Source organism: Microbacterium oxydans (assembly GCF_900095745.1).
Classification (GTDB): Bacteria; Actinomycetota; Actinomycetes; order Actinomycetales; family Microbacteriaceae; genus Microbacterium; species Microbacterium oxydans_B.
This window is the reverse complement of record NZ_FMIR01000015.1, coordinates 193,589-209,747: the sequence shown is the minus strand read 5'-3', so window position 1 is coordinate 209,747 and position 16,159 is coordinate 193,589. Positions and strand designations below refer to the sequence as shown.

The following is a 16,159-nucleotide window of genomic DNA, read 5'->3' as shown; positions in this document are numbered from 1 at the left end:
AGTCGCTTCCAGCCTCGAATCGCGCAAATGGTCCCATCTCCAGGAGAAATGGGACCATTTGCGCGAATCGAACGGGGTTACTTCGCGAGGAAGTCCTTCAGCGCGGCGTTGACCTCGTCGGCGTGGGTCCAGAGCAGGCCGTGCGGGGCGCCCTCGACCTCGACGTAGTCGGCATCCGGCACCGCCTGGTGGAAGCGGCGCGCGGTCGCGTCGATCGGGAGGATGTTGTCCTTCGTGCCGTGCAGGATCAGGGTGGGCTTGGCCGCGGCACGGACAGCCTCGACGTCGCCACGGAAGTCCTCGATCCAGGACGAGACGACCGCGTAGGCGGCGACGGGTGCGCTGCCGATCGCGACGTTCCAACTGCCGGTCACGGCCTCTTCGCTGATGCGCGAGCCGAGGTTCTCGTCGAGGTTGTAGAAGTTCTTGTAGAAGTCGGTGAACCAGGCGAAGCGGTCGCCCTTGGCGGCAGCCTCGATGCCGTCGAAGACCTCCTGCGGCACGCCCTCGGGGTTGTCGTCGCGCTGCACCAGGAAGGGCTCGAGCGAGGCGAGGAAGGCGAGCTTCGCGACGCGGTCGTGGCCGTACTTCGCCACGTAGCGGGCGAGCTCTCCGGTGCCCATCGAGAAGCCGACGAGCACGACGTCGCGCAGGTCGAGGGTCTCGAGCACGGTGTTCAGGTCGGCGGCGAACGTGTCGTAGTCGTAGCCGTCGTTGACCTTGGAAGATCCGCCGAAGCCGCGGCGGTCGTAGGTGATGACGCGGTAGCCCTGGGCGAGGAGCTCGCGGGTCTGACGCTCCCAGCTGTGGCCGTCGAGCGGGTAGCCGTGGATCAGGACGACGGGCTGACCGGAACCCTGGTCTTCGTAGTAGAGCTCGATCGGGGTGCTGTTCTCGTTTCCGACGGTGATGTAACCCATGATCCTGGTCCTTTCGGTTGCGGTGAGAACGACCGTTCTCGCTCGATATGAACAATCTAGAGAACGTTCGTTCTCATGTCAAGTAAACTTCTGGGTATGACCGAAGACGACGCCAGCGAACGCATCCTCGCCGCTGCCGAGGAGCTCTACTACCGCAAGGGGTTCGCGGCGGTGGGCATGGACGAGCTGCGGTCGGCGGCCGGCGTGTCGCTGCGCCGCCTCTACTCCCTCTTTCCCGCGAAGACCGACATCGTCACCGCCGTCCTCGCCCGCAGGCACGCCCAGTGGGAGTCCGGACTGTCGACGGCGGTGACGGATGCCGGCGACGACCCGCGCGCCCGCCTCCTCGCGGTCTACGGGTACCTCGAGAACTGGTTCTGCGCCGACGACTTCCGCGGCTGCGCGTTCATCAACGCGTTCGGCGAGCTCGGCGGGACGAACCCCGAGGTCGCCGAGATCGTGCGCACGCACAAGGCGTCGTTCCAGGAGTACATGGCGGGCCTGGTCGCCGACACCGGTGCACCCGCGGCACTCGCCGCACAGCTGTCGATCCTCGCCGAGGGGGCACAGAGTACGGCGGCGATCTCGAAAGACCCCTCCGTGGCCGTGCAGGCGCGCGGTGCGGCCGAGGTCCTGATCGACGCGGCCTTCACCCGGGCCTGAGGTTTTTCCTAACCTGGTTAGCGAAAACCTCGGCGGGTGTCAACCCCGATGCGCACCGGCCGTCTCACGCCGTATGGTCGCGACCATGGACTCACGAACGAAGGGCATCGGCCGGCAGAGCCTGATCATCGCGGCGGCATCGTTCATGCTGATCGCGGCCGCCGTGGGCGCAGGAGCCTTCGGCGGAGCATCCGTCGACGACCTGCAGGACGGCGCGCTCTCGGCGCAGGGGTCATACCTCGCGCCCGCCGGCCCCGCCTTCTCGATCTGGTCCCTGATCTACATCGGGCTCATCGCGTACACGGTGTGGCAGGCGCTTCCCGCACAGCGGCAGGATGCTCGCCAGCAGGCCGTGGGCGGATGGATCGCTGCGTCGATGGTGCTGAACGGGCTGTGGCTGGTCACCGCGCGCTTTCTGACGCTCTGGCTCACGGTCGTGGTGATCGCGCTGCTGCTGGCCGTGCTCGCCCGGGTGATCGTGGTGCTGGGGCGCTTCCCGGCACGCAACCTCGCCGACCGCATCCTCACCGACGGGGCGAACGGTCTGCACTTCGGCTGGGTGACGATCGCGACGGTCGCGAACACGGCGGCCTGGCTGACCCAGATCGCGCCCGAGAGCTGGGCGCAGGCGGCGGATGCCTGGGCGATCGCCGTGCTGGTCGTCGTCCTGGTGATCGGTGCCGCTGCCGCGTGGGCGACAGGTCGCATCGCCCCCGCCCTCGCGACGGCCTGGGGTCTGGCCTGGCTCGCGGTCGGGCGCCTCACCGGGGAGCCCGAGAGCACCCCGACGGCGATCACCGCGATCATCGTGGCCGTGCTGCTCGTCGTCGTCGGGGTCGCGGCGGTGCTGCGTCGCCGTGCACGCGCCGCTCAGAGCACGAGCCGGTAGCCCATCCCCGCCTCGGTGAGCAGGTGCACCGGCGCGGCCGGCTCCTGCTCGAGCTTCTTGCGCAGCTGCGACATGTACAGCCGCAGGTAGCCCGAGTCGGAGACCTGCTCGCTGCCCCAAATCTCCTTCAGCAGATCCTGCCGGGTGACCAGGGCTCCCGGATGCCGCGACAGGTGCTCGAGCATCCGCCACTCGGTCGGCGTCAGGTGCACGCGGGTGCCGGCGCGGGTGACCGTCTTCGTCGCGAGGTCGACCACGACGTCGCCGAACACCACCGTCGACTCCCCGTTCGCCGGCATCGACCGGCGGGAGAGCGCCCGCAGCCGGGCGAGCAGTTCGTCGATCTGGAAGGGCTTCGTCACGAAGTCGTCGGCGCCGGCATCCAGCGCCTCGACCTTGTCGGCAGAACCGGTGCGGCCGGAGACCACGATGATCGGCACGTTCGTCCATCCGCGCAGCGCCTGGATGACCTCGATGCCGTCGAGCCGGGGCATGCCCAGGTCGAGCATGATGAGGTCGGGGTGCGTCTGCGCGGCGGCGGCGACCGCGGCGGCACCGTCGGCCGCCACGACGACCTCATATCCGTGGGCGGCGAGAGTGATCCGCAGCGCCCGCACCATCTGCGGGTCGTCGTCGGCGATGAGGAGCTTCACTCCGTCTCCTCCGTGTCGTGATGCCCTGCGCCGAGCGGCAGGGAGATGACCATGGTGAGGCCCCCGCCGGGGGTGTCCTCGGGTGTCAGGGTACCGCCCATGCCCTCGGCGAACCCGCGCGACAGGGCGAGCCCGAGCCCGAGGCCCGTGGTGTTGTCGGTGTCGCCGAAGCGCTGGAACGGCTGGAAGATGCGGTCCCGCCGCTCGGGCGAGACGCCGTCGCCGCGGTCGATCACCCTGATCTCGGCGCGATCGCCGAGGGTGCTGGTCGAGACGATCACGCGGCTGCCCTCGGGCGCGTGGCGGTGCGCGTTGGCGAGCACGTTCACCAGCACCCGTTGCAGCAGCACCGGGTCGGCGAACACCGGCGGCAGCTCGGGGTCGAGGGCGAGCTCGACGTCGGCCGGGCCCAGTCCGAGCTCGTCGATGGCGGCGAGCACCGTGCCGGCGGCATCCATCCGCGAGGCGGAGACGGCGAGCACCCCGGCCTGCACGCGGCTGACGTCGAGCAGGTCGGTGACCAGGGTCGACAACGTGGCGAGGCTCTCGTCGGCGGTGGCGAGCAGCTCCGCGCGGTCGGATGCCGAGAGCTCGTGCGCACCGCGGAGCCCGCCGATCGCCGCGACGGCCGAGGCCAGCGGGCGCCGCAGATCGTGGCTCACGGCCGACAGGAGCGCGCTGCGCACCTGGTCGGTCTCGGCCAGGGCCTCGGCCTCGCTCGCGGTCGCTCGCAGGTCGGTGTGCTCGAGCGCGGCCGACAGCTGTGCGACGATCGCGTCGAGCAGCCGACGCTCGGGCCCGGCCAGCGGTTCGCCGTTCAGTTCGAGCACCGCGCGCGGGCCGCCGCCGGGGCGTGAGCCGACCGGGATGTTCGTGGCGCGTCCGTCGGCGACCGGCTCCCCGTCGCTCGCGAGCACGTCGCCGTCGGGGGAGAGCACACGCACGCCGCTGAGCCCGAACGCCTCCCGGGTGCGGCTGGCGAGGGCCAGCACCGCGTTGTCGCCCCGCAGCACATTGCCGGCGACAGCGGCGAGCAGCTCGGCTTCGGCGGTGGCGCGCTGCGCGGTGCGGGCGCGTCGGGCCGCCTGGTCGACGATGATGCTCACCAGGATCGCGATGAGCACGTACAGGGCGAGGGCGAGCACGTGCAGCGGATGCGCGATCGTGATGGTGAACAGCGGCGCGACGAAGAGGAAGTCCAGTGTGACGCCGGACAGCACCGCGGCGAACACGGCAGGACGGATGCCGCCGATGAGGGCGACCACGACCACGAGCAGCTGGTACGCGAGCACCTCGGCCGTGATCGACTCGGGGCTGCGGAAGGTGAACATCCCCCACGACAGCAGCGGTCCGAACACGAGGGCGACCGCGAAGCCCAGCAGCTGCCGCCGCCAGCCGAGTGCCCCGCCGGTCATCCGTGGCAGGGCGAGGCGTCCGCCCGCGGCGGCGTGGGTGACGATGTGCACGTCGATGTCGCCCGAGCGGCGGATCACCTCCGAGCCGATGCCGGGACCGGTGAGCGCGGCCGCGAGTCGACTGCGACGGCTGACGCCGATGACGAGCTGCGTGGCGTCCACTCCCTGTGCGAACTCGACCAGGGTGGCCGGGATGTCGTCGCCGACCACCTGGTGGTAGCTGCCGCCAAGGGATTCCACGAGGGTGCGCTGCGCGGCGAGGGCGCCCGGGGTCTCGTTGCGCAGTCCGTCCTGGGCCGAGATGTGCACGGCCAGCAGCTCTCCTCCGGCCGAGCGGGCGGCGATCCGTGCACCGCGACGCAGCAGCGTCTCGCCTTCCGGTCCGCCGGTGAGGGCGACGACGACGCGTTCCCTGGCCTGCCAATTCCCTTCGATCCCCTGCTCGGCGCGGTAGGTGCGCAGGGCGCTGTCGACCTCGTCGGCGAGCCAGAGCAGGGCGAGCTCGCGCAGTGCGGTGAGGTTGCCGAGGCGGAAGTAGTTCGACAGGGCGGCATCGATCCGTTCGGCCGGGTACACCAGCCCCGCGGAGAGCCGATCCCGCAGCGACTGGGGCGCCAGGTCGACGACCTCGATCTCGTCCGCCGCCCGCACCACGGCATCCGGGATCGTCTCCTGCTGTGCGATGCCGGTGATCTTCTCGACCACGGCGTTGAGCGACTCGATGTGCTGCACGTTGACGGTGGTGACGACGTCGATGCCGGCGGCCAGCAGGTCGTCCACGTCTTGCCAGCGCTTCGGATGCCGCGAGCCGGGGGTGTTCGTGTGTGCGAGCTCGTCGACCAGGGCGATCTCGGGAGCCCGGGCGAGCACGGCGTCGAGATCGAGTTCGGTCAGGGCGACGCCGCGATGGTCGTCGACGCGGCGGGGCACCTCCGGCAGTCCGACCGTCTGCGCGAGGGTGGCCGCGCGCTCATGGGTCTCGACGATCGCGATGACGACGTCGTGTCCCTCTTCGCGCAGGCGCCGCCCCTCGGCGAGCATCTCGAACGTCTTGCCCACGCCGGGAGCGGCACCCAGCAGCACACGGAGGCGTCCACGACGCGACTGCTCCGACGTCGGGCGATGCGTCCGATCTGCGCTCATTCGCCCTCCTGGCCGTCCAGCGCGAGGTTGAGCTCGGCGACATTGATGCGCTCTTCGCCGAGGAATCCCAGATCCCGCCCTTGAATCCTAGACTCCACGAGGTCCTGCACCTGCTGTTCCGGGAGCCCGCGCGCCTCGGCCACGCGCGGCACCTGCAGCAGGGCGTAGGCGACGCTGATGTGGGGGTCGAGGCCCGATCCGGAAGCCGTGACCGCGTCGGCCGGCACCTCGGATGCCTTCACACCCTCGCGCTCCGCGATCGCGGCCTGGCGGTCGGCGATGGACGCGACCAGGTCGGGGTTCTCCGGGCCGAGGTTGCTGCCGCTGGACCCTGCCCCGTCGTAGCCGTCGCCGGCCGCGGAGGGGCGGGACTGGAAGTACTCCGGCAGGGCCTCGCCGTCGGCATCCGTGAACGGCTGGCCGATCAGTGAGCTGCCTCTGTCGTCGGGGAGGGGTGAGCCGTTCGCCTGCCAGGGGAGGGCGAGCTGCCCGATGCCCGTGACCAGGAGCGTGTAGCCGACGCCGAGCACGAGGGTGAGGACGAGCATCGCGCGGATGGCGACCCCGGTGGTGCGGGCGGCGGTGCGAGTGGAGGACATGTCTGGGTTCCTTTTCCGAGCCGGGTCAGAAGCCCGGGATGAGGCTGACGACGAGGTCGATGAGCTTGATGCCGATGAACGGGGCGATCACACCGCCGAGTCCGTAGATGAGCAGGTTGCGCTGCAGGATCTGCGAGGCGCTCGCCGGGCGGTACTTCACGCCGCGCAGGGCGAGCGGGATGAGGAACACGATCACGATCGCGTTGAAGATGATCGCGCTGGTCACGGCGGACGCCGGCGAGTGTAGCTGCATGACGTTGAGCGCCGCGAGTCCGGGGAACACCCCCATGAACATCGCCGGGATGATCGCGAAGTACTTCGCCACGTCGTTCGCGAGCGAGAACGTGGTGAGAGCGCCCCGGGTGATGAGCAGCTGCTTGCCGATGCGCACGATGTCGATCAGCTTGGTCGGGTCGGAGTCGAGGTCGACCATGTTGCCGGCCTCCTTCGCGGCCGAGGTGCCGGTGTTCATGGCGACGCCGACGTCGGCCTGCGCCAGGGCAGGAGCGTCGTTCGTGCCGTCGCCGGTCATCGCGACCAGGCGCCCGCCCTCCTGCTCGCGGCGGATGAGGGCCAGCTTGTCCTCGGGCGTCGCCTCGGCGAGGAAGTCGTCGACCCCGGCCTCCGCAGCGATCGCCTTCGCGGTCAGCGGGTTGTCGCCCGTGATCATCACCGTGCGGATGCCCATGCTGCGCAGCTCGTCGAACCGCTCGCGCAGACCGTCCTTGACGATGTCCTTGAGGTGCACGACGCCGAGGACGCGGCCTTCCGCGCCGGGGGTCGTCACCGCCACGACGAGCGGGGTGCCGCCGCTTTCGGCGACGGTGTCGGTGCGGGTGGTGAGCTCCGCATCCTCGGCGTCGAGCCGGAGCCAGGCGCGCACCGCGGAACCTGCGCCCTTGCGGATCTGCGTGCCGTCGGCGAGGTCGAGTCCCGACATACGGGTCTGCGCGGTGAACGGCACGACCACGGCATCCTCCGGAGCGGTGACGCGGATGCCGCGGGCGGCGGCGAGCTCGACGATCGAGGCGCCCTCCGGGGTGGGGTCTGCGAGCGACGACAGTGCCGCGACCCGCAGCAGCTCGTCCGCATCGATGCCCGGGAGGGGCAGGACCTCGTGCGCACGGCGGTTGCCGTAGGTGATGGTGCCGGTCTTGTCGAGCAGCAGCGTGGTGACGTCGCCCGCGGCCTCGACAGCGCGCCCCGACATGGCCAGCACGTTGCGCTGCACGAGTCGGTCCATCCCGGCGATGCCGATGGCGGAGAGCAGTGCGCCGATGGTGGTCGGGATCAGGCAGACGAGCAGGGCGATGAGCACCGGGATGCTGACGGGTGATGCGGCGTACGAGGCGATCGGGTTCAGGGCGAGCACCACGACCACGAAGATGATCGACAGGCTGGCGAGCAGGATGTTCAGCGCGATCTCGTTCGGGGTGCGCTGGCGGCTGGCACCTTCGACGAGGGCGATCATCCGGTCGACGAACGTCTCACCCGGCTTCGAGGTGATGCGCACCACGATCCGGTCGGACAGCACGCGCGTGCCGCCGGTAACGGCGCTGCGGTCGCCGCCCGACTCGCGGATCACCGGGGCGCTCTCGCCCGTGATGGCCGACTCGTCGACGGTCGCGATGCCCGCGATGATGTCGCCGTCACCGGGGATCAGCTCGCCGGCTGCCACGATCACGACATCGTCGCGCTGCAGCTCGGCGGACGAGACCTCGAGGGTATCGGCGCGCTCGGCGGCAGCATCCGAAGCCGCGTCGTAGCCGACCACTCGGCGGGCCATCGTGCTGGTGCGGGTCTTGCGCAGGCTCGCGGCCTGCGCCTTGCCGCGGCCTTCGGCGACGGACTCGGCGACGTTCGCGAAAAGCACCGTCAGCCAGAGCCACACCGCGATGCCCCAGGTGAACGGCGCGGGGACAGGGGTGCCACCCGAGTCGGCCGGGCCGCCGAGGAAGGGCTCGGCGATCGCCAGCACGGTCGCGAACGCGGCACCGACCCAGACCAGCAGCATCACGGGGTTGCGGACGAGGGCTGCGGGGTTCAGCTTGCGCAGGGCGCCGGGCAGGGCCGCGACGAGCTGCGACCAGCCGAAGGAGCGCGTCGGCTGCGCGGGGGCGGATGCCGCAGCATCCTGCTGTTCGGACGGGGATTCAGAAGGCGTGGTGATGAGGGTCATGGTCAGACGAGTCCTTCGGCGAGGGGTCCCAGTGCGAGCACGGGGAAGTAGGTGAGGGCGGTCACGACGACCGTCACGGTGAGGAGGAGGCCGACGAACTGCGGCCGGTGGGTGGGCAGCGTGCCCGAGGTGGCGGGCACCCGCTCCTGCGCCGCGAACGATCCGGCGAGAGCCAACACGAGCACGATGGGGAGGAAGCGTCCGAGCAGCATCGCGACGCCGAGAGCGGTGTTGAACCACGGGGTGTTCGCGGTGAGTCCGGCGAAGGCCGAGCCGTTGTTGTTCGCGGCCGAGGTGAACGCGTAGAGCACTTCGCTCATGCCGTGCACGCCCGGGTTCAGGATGCTGGTGGCCTCCACGTCTTCCCGGATGCCGGGGATCGCGAAGCTCAGGGCCGTACCGCCGAGGACCAGTGCCGGGACGACGAGGATGTAGAGGCTCGCGAGCTTGATCTCCCGCGGACCGATGCGCTTGCCGAGGTACTCGGGGGTGCGTCCGACGAGCAGTCCGCCGACGAACACGGCGATGATCGCGAGCACGAGCATGCCGTAGAGGCCCGAGCCGACGCCGCCGGGGGCGACCTCGCCGAGCATCATGTTCAGCATCGGCATCATGCCGCCGAGTGCCGTGTACGAGTCGTGCATCGAGTTGACCGCACCGGTCGAGGTGAGCGTGCTTGCGCTGCCGAACAGCGTGGAGCCGAGGATGCCGAAGCGCACCTCCTTGCCCTCCATCGCCGCTCCGGCGAGCTCGGGTGCGCTGCCGCGGCCGGCCAGTTCGAGCGCCGAGAGTGCGAACGTCGAGATCAGGAAGATCGTGCCCATGACCGCGGCGATCGCGTAGCCCTGTCGGTGGTCGCCCACCATGCGCCCGAACGTGCGGGGGAGGGAGAACGGGATGACGAGGATCAGCAGCACCTCCAGCAGGTTCGTGAACCCGGTCGGGTTCTCGAACGGATGCGCGGAGTTGGCGTTGAAGAAGCCGCCGCCGTTGGTGCCGAGGAGCTTGATCGCCTCCTGCGAGGCGACCGGTCCGCCCGGGATGGTCTGGGTGCCGCCCGACACGGTGGTGATGTCGGTGAAGCCCGCGAAGTTCTGGATCACGCCGCCCGCGAGGAGGGCCACCGCACCGATCAGGGCGATCGGGAGGAGGATGCGGCCGAGACCGCGGATCAGGTCGACCCAGAAGTTGCCGATGGTCGCCGAGCCCCGGCGCGCGAGGCCGCGGATCAGCGCGATCGCGATGGCGAGTCCGACCGCCGCCGAGACGAAGTTCTGCACCGTGAGGCCGGCGAGCTGCACGGTGTAGCCCATGGTCTGCTCGGGCGAGTACGACTGCCAGTTGGTGTTCGCGACGAAGGATGCCGCGGTGTTGAATGCGAGTCCTTCGGGCACGGCGGGCAGCCCCAGAGACTGCGGCAGGAACGCCTGCAGCCGCTGCAGCCCGTAGACGAGCAGCAGCCCGACGACCGAGAACGCGAGCACGCTGCGGGCGTAGGCGCGCCAGGTCTGCTCGGAGGACGAGTCGACGCCGATCAGCCGGTAGACGCCGCGCTCGACGCGCAGGTCCTTCGCCGAGGTATACACCCGGGCGATGTAGTCACCGAGCGGGCGGTAGAGCAGCACGAGCACGACTACGACGGCCGTGAGCTGCAGGATGCCGAACCAGATCGCCGCACCCATCAGAATCGCTCCGGGGCGACGAGCGCGACGACGAGGTAGACGACGGCCGCGACGGCGACGACGGCCGCGATGATCTCGAAGACGATCATGCGCGGTCCACCGCCTTGGCGACCAGGGAGACGAGGGCGAACAGCGCGAGAGTCAGCGCGATGTAGATGATGTCGAGCACGGATCCGATACAACTCCCGTGCGCGGGCGGATCCGTCGATCCTCACGGTTCCCCTACACCCCCGCCGAGGATGCATACGGGTTGCTCACGGTTCGGCCCTATGCTCACGAGGTGGGGATCAGGAAGCTGCGGATCGGGGCCGGGACGTGGGTCGTCGGCGCACTCGTCGTGGTCGCCCTCGCCTGCGTGCTCACCGGGTTCCTGCCGCGCTCCGATGCCGGGGCGCTCGGCGCGCGGACCGCCCCCGTTCTGGGTTTCGTCGTCGCGATCACGATCGTCGCCGAGCTCGCCCGTGACGCGGCCGTGTTCGACGTAGTCTCGCAGCGTCTCGCCCGCTGGGGTCGAGGACGGGTGCTCGCGCTGTGGGCGCTGGTCGTGGCGCTCGCCGTGGTGAGCACGGTGTTCCTGTCGCTCGACACGACCGCCGTGATCGTCACTCCGGTGGTGGTCGTCCTGGCGCAGAGCATCGGCGTCTCACCCCTTCCGTTCGCGCTGGCGACCGTGTGGCTCGCGAACACGGCATCGCTCGCGCTCCCGGTCTCGAACCTCACCAATCTGCTCGCCGCCCCGGCCATCGGCGACGGGCCGGGGGCGTTCTTCGCGCTGAGCTGGGCGCCCACGCTCGTCGGCATCCTCGTGCCCGTCGCGATCCTCACCGTCATGCATCGGCGCACGGTCTTCGGCGCGTATGAGACGCCGGTGCCACGGCGTCCCGCCGATCCGGCTCTGTTCTGGAGCGCCACCGGCGTCCTTCTCGTCCTGATGCCGTTGCTCGCTCTCACCCACGATGTCTGGATCCCGGCCACGGCCGCTGCCCTCGCGCTGATCGGCCTGTTCGCGGTGCGGCGACGGCGGGCGCTGCGCCTCTCGCTCGTCCCGTGGCAGGCGCTCGCTCTCGCGGCGTCGCTGTTCGTGCTGGTCGAGTCTGCGCACGCGCAGGGGCTCTTCGACTTCCTCACCTCGCCGACGGCGACCGGCGACGCTCCCGGTGACCTGTTCCGACTGGCCGCGCTCGGGGCCGTGAGCGCCAACGCGATCAACAACCTCCCGGCATATCTCGTGCTCGAACCCGCGGCCGGTGACCCCGTCGCGCTGATGGCGCTGCTGATCGGCGTGAACATCGGCCCGCTCATCACTCCGTGGGCCTCGCTCGCGACCCTGCTCTGGCACAACCGGATCGTCGCGCTGGGGGTGACGATCCGATGGAGCCGCTTCCTGCTGTGGGGAGTGGTGGCCGCGGTGCCGACGGTGCTCGCCGCCGTGCTCGTGCTGTGGCTCGTCTCGGGCTAGGCACGCGACCGGGAGAGCGGGTGCCCGTCGGTCAGTCGGTCGCGAGCGAATCCAGGAACACGCGGGTCTGTGCCGCCAGCTCGGGCGACTGCGTGTGGTGGAGGTAGTGGCCGCCGTCGATCCCGACGACCTCGCCACGGTCGACACTCGCGGCCTGCGCCTCGTGCAGTTCCCGCCAGCCGGAGACCTCGGCATCCTCGTCCACGATGAACAGCAGCACGGGAAGGTCGCTGGGGAAGGTCGTGCCGCTCACTGCGGCGAAGTTCGAGGAGGCACGATCCATCTCGTCGAGCAATGTCGGCGCGGCCGCGTTCCGCGCGCTGAGCACCCGCATCCGGTCCTTCGTCTCGTCGTCGTACGGCAGGCCCTCGTAAGGATCGGGAGCGATCGCGCTCAGCACCCGCGTGACTCCGAGCCCGGAGAGCGTGGCGATGGTCGACGTGGGGATCGGATCGTCCCACCCCGGCTGGTCGGGCACGCTGCTGTCGATGCCGATGAACGCCGTGACCTCGTCGGCGTAGGCGGCGGTGTAGGGGAGGGCGTAGATACCGGAGATCGAGTGCCCCATCAGCGCATACCGGTCGATGCCCAGCTCCTGCAGCGCCTCGTGCACCTCGCGGGCGATGTTCTCGCCGGTGCGTGGGACATCGGTCTGGTCGCTGAGCCCGGTGCCGAAGGGCTCCACCGCGACCACCCGGTAGTCGTCCTGCAGCTCGGCGATCAGCGGTTCGAAGTCGAGCGCGGGCGCGGCCGTGCCGAGTCCGGGCAGCAGCACGATGGTCTCGTCACCCTCCCCGGCCACGACGACGTTCATGGACTTGCCGTCGACCGTCACGGACTCTCCGTACGGCGTGAATGCGGTTGTCTCGACCTGCGTCGCGATCACGTTGCCGATCGCTGTGGAGGCGATGGCGAGCACGGGTACGGCCACGATGACTCCGAGGGTGGTGAGGACGACTTTCCAGGGCTTGCGCATGAGGCTCTTTCTCGATCGGCGGATCGGGTTCCGCGTCTGTACTCAGTCCATCCGACCGCCGGACTCCGCGGAAGTGTCGCCCCGTCACGACCTGGGGTGACTAGTGTCACGGCAGCTCGAGGTCGGCGCGGCCTGGCAGGATGTCGAGCATGAGTGTGATCTACGACTACTTCTCCGCCGCATCCGACGAAGAGGCCGTGAAGGTCCTCGACGTGGAGGGCGGGCCGACCGCGACGGACTCCGGTTTCGACGCCGGCACGCTCGGCGGTATCGATCCCGTCGTGCAGCTCGGCACGCTCGAGGCGCTGCTCATGGGCACCCCGTACGACGACGTGACCGAAGACCCCCGCGCCGGCCACAACCTCGCGATGAGCGAAGACTACGACCGGATCGTCATCACGGTGACGGATGCTCTGGCATCGGCGCTCGCCGCAGCCGACGACGCGCGCCTGGCCGAGGTAGCCGAGCCGTGGTCGCAGACCGAGGAGCTCGAGGGTGCAGATCCGGCGCAGTTGGCCGCGTTCGCGCGCGACCTCGCCGCTCTCGCGCGTCGCGCCGCCGCATCCGGCCACCGCGTGTACTGCTGGGCCTGCATCTAGAGACCGATCACGGTCGCTCCCCGCTGACTCGCCGCATCTCCGACGCGAGTGCGCTGTTCGTCTCGGCGAACCGCGCCGTGATGTTGTCGCGCACCTCGGGCGGCTTGTTCTGGCTGAGCTTGGCGCGCGCGTCAAAGCGGGCTACGCGCATCCGCAGGCCGACGGTTCCCTTCGCCGCTCGACGGGTGCCCGGCTCGTCCTCCGACAGATGCCGACCGTGGTCCTGCCCGTTCTCGAAGTGGTCGGTCAACTGCGTGAGCATGGCGTAGTTCTCCTCCTCGCTGAGGATCTCGGGGGTGCCGTAGAGGTGCGCGGTCACGTGGTTCCACGTGGGGACCCGGTCGCCCGGCGCATACAGGCTCGGTGAGACGTAGTCGTGCGGCCCCTGGATGATCACGAGAACCTCGTGCCGACCGAGTTCGTGGAGCTCATCGTCGGGCCGTCCGAAATGGCTGGCGATCACGATGCCCTCTTCATCCTCGATGAGCAGCGTGGGGTAGTGCGAGGCGACGAGTCCGGTGCTCGTCGGGGAGACGAACGTCGCCCACGGGTTGCCGCGGATGAGGCGCTTGACCTCGTCGGGGTCGGTCATCAGGTAGCGGGGTGTGTGGCGCATCAGGATTCCTCTTCTCGGGGCGGCCGTTCGGTTCGGGGGTGGACTTTCAGGCGGGTGCGCACCGCGAGCGCGGCGCAGGCGATGACCGCGAGACCTCCGACGGCGGTGGCCCAGCCGATCGGCTCGTGCAGCAGGAGGGCGGCCCACGCGATGCTCATCACGGGCTGGACGAGCTGGATCTGGCTCACCTGCGCCATCGGTCCGATCGCGAGTCCGCGGTACCAGGCGAAGAATCCGAGGAACATGCTTACCGCGGCGAGGTAGGCGAAGGCGAGCCACTGCACGGGGCTCGCCGCGGGTGGCTGCTGGATCGCCGACACCATGGTCAGGACGCCCATGAGTGGGGCGGCGGCGATCAGCGCCCACGACACCGTCTGCCAGGAGCCGAGCTCGCGGGCGAGCAGACCGCCCTCCGCATAGCCGATCGCTGCGGCCAGCACGGCTCCGAACAGCAGCAGGTCGGCAGTGGTGAGGGAGCCGAGTCCGCCGTTCTGCAGGGCGGCGAACACGACGGCGGCGACCGCGCCGACGATCGCGAAGATCCAGAAGGAGCGGTTCGGGCGCTCGCCGGTGCGGACCACCACGGCGACGGCGGTCGCGGCGGGCAGCAGGCCGATCACGACGGCGCCGTGACTGGCGGGGGTCGTGGTCATCGCGAACGAGGTGAGCAGCGGGAATCCGGCCACGACTCCGCCGGCGACGATGGCCAGTCGCCACCACTGCACTCGTGTGGGGATGCGCTGCCGTGTCGCGGCCAGGGCGATTCCGGCGAGGAGGGCGGCGACGACCGCGCGCCCTGCGCCGATGAACAGCGGGGAGAGGCCGTCGACGGCGATCCGTGTGAACGGGAGGGTGAACGAGAAGGCGGTGACGCCGAGTAGCCCCCACCAGAGGCCGGCGCGCGTCGATAGCACTGTCGATCGCGGAGCGATAACGCTACTCTCTACTGTCATGAGTCAGGATAGCAGTGACCGGATCGTCGCCGGTGTCCGCGCATGGGTCGCCTCGGCATCTCCGGGGGCGCGCGTGCCGTCGAACCGGGCGCTCATGGCGGAATACGGGGCGAGCCCGGTCACGGTGCAGAAGGCGATGCAGCAGCTCGTCCGGCTCGGGCTGGTGGAGTCGCGTCCGGGCGCCGGCACCTTCGTCCGCGCGATCCGCGCCGCCCGCTCGGCGGACTACGGCTGGCAGACCGCAGCGCTCGGCACGGCGCCCTCGGGACTCGTGGGCCTGTCGTCCACGCAGCGCACGGTCTCCCCGGAGGCGATCGGGCTCCACTCCGGCTACCCCGCGGTCGAACTGCTGCCGGCGCGGCTGGTGCGGCAGGCGCTCGTGCGCGCTGCGCGCACCGACGAAGCACTGACCCGCTCGCCCGCCGCGGGGCTGCCGGAGCTGCAGGCCTGGTTCGCGGGAGAGCTCGCCGCTACCGCACCCGCCGGCATCACACCCGCATCGGCGCGGGATGCCCTCATCATCTCGGGCAGCCAGAGCGGGCTGAGCTCGATCTTCCGTGCGGTCGTAGGCCCAGGACAGCCGCTGCTCGTCGAGTCACCCACCTACTGGGGTGCGCTGCTCGCCGCCGCGCAGGCGGGTGTCGTGCTGGTGCCGATCCCCTCCGGGCCCCAGGGTCCCGATCCGGATGACGTGGAGCGGGCGTTCGCGCAGACGGGAGCCCGAGCGTTCTACGCGCAGCCGACGTTCGCCAACCCGACCGGCGCGCAGTGGTCGACCGCGACGGGGGAGGGCGTGCTCGAGACCGTGCGCCAGCACGGGGCTTTCCTGATCGAGGATGACTGGGCGCACGACCTGGGGATCGATGCCGAGCCGCGACCGATCGCCGCATCCGACGACGACGGCCATGTCGTGTACCTGCGCTCCCTCACCAAGAGCGCCTCGCCCGCGCTGCGCGTCGCGGCCGTGATCGCCCGGGGGCCTGCGCGAGAGCGGATCCTGGCCGACCGTGCGGCGGAGTCCATGTACGTGAGCGGGCTGCTGCAGGCCGCCGCGCTCGACGTGGTCACGCAGCCCGCCTGGCGCACGCACCTGCGCGGGTTCCGCGAGCACCTGCGCGCGCGCCGCGACCTGCTGGTCTCGAGCCTGGCCGAGCACGCCCCGTCGGCGCAGGTCGAGGGCATCCCGGCAGGCGGCCTGAACCTGTGGGTGCGGCTCCCCGAGGGGACGGATGTCGCACAGGTCGTCCGCGACTGCGAGGTGCGCGGTGTGATCATCGCCCCCGGGTCCGAGTGGTTCCCCGCCGAGCCCTCCGGCTCGTACGCGCGGCTCAACTACGCGAATGCCGACCCCACGCGCTTCGCCGAGGCCGCCGGCATCCTCGGTTCGGTGCTCGCCGGAGTGTGACGAGAGCC

At 70.4% G+C, this 16,159-nt stretch carries 15 protein-coding genes; 5 read left to right on the top strand and 10 right to left on the bottom strand.

Features of this window, described 5'->3' with window-relative positions:
- Positions 1-77 precede the first annotated feature (77 nt).
- Positions 78-920 (bottom strand): alpha/beta fold hydrolase, encoded by an 843-nt coding sequence (locus tag BQ2383_RS09060; protein WP_091032760.1) that lies wholly within the window; start codon positions 918-920, stop codon positions 78-80.
- 96 nt (positions 921-1,016) lie between these two features.
- Between BQ2383_RS09060 and BQ2383_RS09055 the strand changes: the two genes are divergently transcribed.
- Complete coding sequence (locus BQ2383_RS09055; protein WP_091032757.1) at positions 1,017-1,583, top strand: TetR/AcrR family transcriptional regulator; 567 nt, start codon at positions 1,017-1,019, stop codon at positions 1,581-1,583.
- Positions 1,584-1,668: 85 nt separating this feature from the next.
- The gene (locus BQ2383_RS09050; RefSeq protein WP_091033283.1) at positions 1,669-2,472 is read left to right on the top strand and encodes a tryptophan-rich sensory protein; all 804 of its coding nucleotides are present in this window, start codon (positions 1,669-1,671) and stop codon (positions 2,470-2,472) included.
- Here the strand turns inward: BQ2383_RS09050 and BQ2383_RS09045 are convergent.
- The 6 genes from BQ2383_RS09045 to BQ2383_RS09020 are packed head-to-tail and all read right to left on the bottom strand — an operon-like array spanning position 2,454 to position 10,232.
- Complete coding sequence (locus BQ2383_RS09045; RefSeq protein ID WP_091032752.1) at positions 2,454-3,125, bottom strand: response regulator; 672 nt, start codon at positions 3,123-3,125, stop codon at positions 2,454-2,456. The two genes, BQ2383_RS09050 and BQ2383_RS09045, sit on opposite strands and share 19 nt — an antisense overlap.
- The gene (locus BQ2383_RS09040; RefSeq protein WP_091032750.1) at positions 3,122-5,683 is read right to left on the bottom strand and encodes an ATP-binding protein; all 2,562 of its coding nucleotides are present in this window, start codon (positions 5,681-5,683) and stop codon (positions 3,122-3,124) included. Before BQ2383_RS09040 ends, BQ2383_RS09045 begins: the two co-directional genes overlap by 4 nt.
- Positions 5,680-6,282: a potassium-transporting ATPase subunit KdpC gene (gene kdpC / locus BQ2383_RS09035; protein ID WP_091032746.1), complete on the bottom strand. Its 603-nt coding sequence runs from the start codon at positions 6,280-6,282 to the stop codon at positions 5,680-5,682. The genes BQ2383_RS09040 and kdpC overlap by 4 nt, the downstream gene beginning before the upstream one ends.
- A gap of 25 nt (positions 6,283-6,307) precedes the next feature.
- Positions 6,308-8,461: a potassium-transporting ATPase subunit KdpB gene (gene kdpB, locus BQ2383_RS09030; protein WP_091032744.1), complete on the bottom strand. Its 2,154-nt coding sequence runs from the start codon at positions 8,459-8,461 to the stop codon at positions 6,308-6,310.
- A gap of 2 nt (positions 8,462-8,463) precedes the next feature.
- A complete protein-coding gene (kdpA, locus tag BQ2383_RS09025) occupies positions 8,464-10,143 on the bottom strand; it encodes a potassium-transporting ATPase subunit KdpA (protein ID WP_091032741.1) in 1,680 nt (559 codons plus the stop codon).
- Positions 10,143-10,232 carry a potassium-transporting ATPase subunit F gene (locus BQ2383_RS09020; protein ID WP_091032739.1) on the bottom strand — a complete coding sequence of 30 codons (90 nt, stop codon included), beginning with the start codon at positions 10,230-10,232 and terminating at the stop codon, positions 10,143-10,145. Before BQ2383_RS09020 ends, kdpA begins: the two co-directional genes overlap by 1 nt.
- A 206-nt stretch (positions 10,233-10,438) precedes the next feature.
- Here BQ2383_RS09020 and BQ2383_RS09015 point away from each other — a divergent pair, with 206 nt between their 5' ends.
- Complete coding sequence (locus BQ2383_RS09015; protein ID WP_091033281.1) at positions 10,439-11,602, top strand: SLC13 family permease; 1,164 nt, start codon at positions 10,439-10,441, stop codon at positions 11,600-11,602.
- A gap of 31 nt (positions 11,603-11,633) precedes the next feature.
- Here the strand turns inward: BQ2383_RS09015 and BQ2383_RS09010 are convergent, their stop codons facing one another.
- Positions 11,634-12,578, bottom strand: coding sequence for an alpha/beta fold hydrolase (locus tag BQ2383_RS09010; protein WP_091032737.1), 945 nt, complete (start codon positions 12,576-12,578; stop codon positions 11,634-11,636).
- Positions 12,579-12,727: 149 nt separating this feature from the next.
- On the opposite strand from BQ2383_RS09010, the gene BQ2383_RS09005 reads away from it, so the two are divergent.
- Positions 12,728-13,177, top strand: a complete 450-nt coding sequence (locus tag BQ2383_RS09005) for a hypothetical protein (protein WP_091032734.1) — start codon at positions 12,728-12,730, stop codon at positions 13,175-13,177.
- A gap of 7 nt (positions 13,178-13,184) precedes the next feature.
- On the opposite strand, the gene BQ2383_RS09000 is transcribed toward BQ2383_RS09005, so the two are convergent.
- Entirely contained in the window at positions 13,185-13,793 is a 609-nt protein-coding gene (locus tag BQ2383_RS09000; RefSeq protein WP_091032732.1) for an FMN-binding negative transcriptional regulator, read from the bottom strand.
- Positions 13,793-14,746, bottom strand: coding sequence for a DMT family transporter (locus BQ2383_RS08995; protein ID WP_091032730.1), 954 nt, complete (start codon positions 14,744-14,746; stop codon positions 13,793-13,795). The genes BQ2383_RS09000 and BQ2383_RS08995 overlap by 1 nt, the downstream gene beginning before the upstream one ends.
- On the opposite strand from BQ2383_RS08995, the gene BQ2383_RS08990 reads away from it, so the two are divergent.
- Positions 14,745-16,151 carry a PLP-dependent aminotransferase family protein gene (locus BQ2383_RS08990; protein ID WP_091032729.1) on the top strand — a complete coding sequence of 469 codons (1,407 nt, stop codon included), beginning with the start codon at positions 14,745-14,747 and terminating at the stop codon, positions 16,149-16,151. The two genes, BQ2383_RS08995 and BQ2383_RS08990, sit on opposite strands and share 2 nt — an antisense overlap.
- Positions 16,152-16,159 lie beyond the last annotated feature (8 nt).

Excerpts from the sequence above, each read along its gene's own strand:
- kdpA (WP_091032741.1), bottom strand. The coding sequence starts at position 10,143 with ATGGGTGCGGCGATCTGGTTCGGCATCCTGCAGCTCACGGCCGTCGTA.
- BQ2383_RS09020 (WP_091032739.1), bottom strand. The coding sequence starts at position 10,232 with ATGATCGTCTTCGAGATCATCGCGGCCGTCGTCGCCGTCGCGGCCGTC.
- kdpB (WP_091032744.1), bottom strand. The coding sequence starts at position 8,461 with ATGACCCTCATCACCACGCCTTCTGAATCCCCGTCCGAACAGCAGGAT.
- BQ2383_RS09060 (WP_091032760.1), bottom strand. The coding sequence starts at position 920 with ATGGGTTACATCACCGTCGGAAACGAGAACAGCACCCCGATCGAGCTC.
- kdpC (WP_091032746.1), bottom strand. The coding sequence starts at position 6,282 with ATGTCCTCCACTCGCACCGCCGCCCGCACCACCGGGGTCGCCATCCGC.
- BQ2383_RS09010 (WP_091032737.1), bottom strand. The coding sequence starts at position 12,578 with ATGCGCAAGCCCTGGAAAGTCGTCCTCACCACCCTCGGAGTCATCGTG.
- BQ2383_RS09050 (WP_091033283.1), top strand. The coding sequence starts at position 1,669 with ATGGACTCACGAACGAAGGGCATCGGCCGGCAGAGCCTGATCATCGCG.
- BQ2383_RS09000 (WP_091032732.1), bottom strand. The coding sequence starts at position 13,793 with ATGCGCCACACACCCCGCTACCTGATGACCGACCCCGACGAGGTCAAG.
- BQ2383_RS09040 (WP_091032750.1), bottom strand. The coding sequence starts at position 5,683 with ATGAGCGCAGATCGGACGCATCGCCCGACGTCGGAGCAGTCGCGTCGT.
- BQ2383_RS09005 (WP_091032734.1), top strand. The coding sequence starts at position 12,728 with ATGAGTGTGATCTACGACTACTTCTCCGCCGCATCCGACGAAGAGGCC.
- BQ2383_RS08995 (WP_091032730.1), bottom strand. The coding sequence starts at position 14,746 with ATGACAGTAGAGAGTAGCGTTATCGCTCCGCGATCGACAGTGCTATCG.
- BQ2383_RS08990 (WP_091032729.1), top strand. The coding sequence starts at position 14,745 with ATGAGTCAGGATAGCAGTGACCGGATCGTCGCCGGTGTCCGCGCATGG.
- BQ2383_RS09055 (WP_091032757.1), top strand. The coding sequence starts at position 1,017 with ATGACCGAAGACGACGCCAGCGAACGCATCCTCGCCGCTGCCGAGGAG.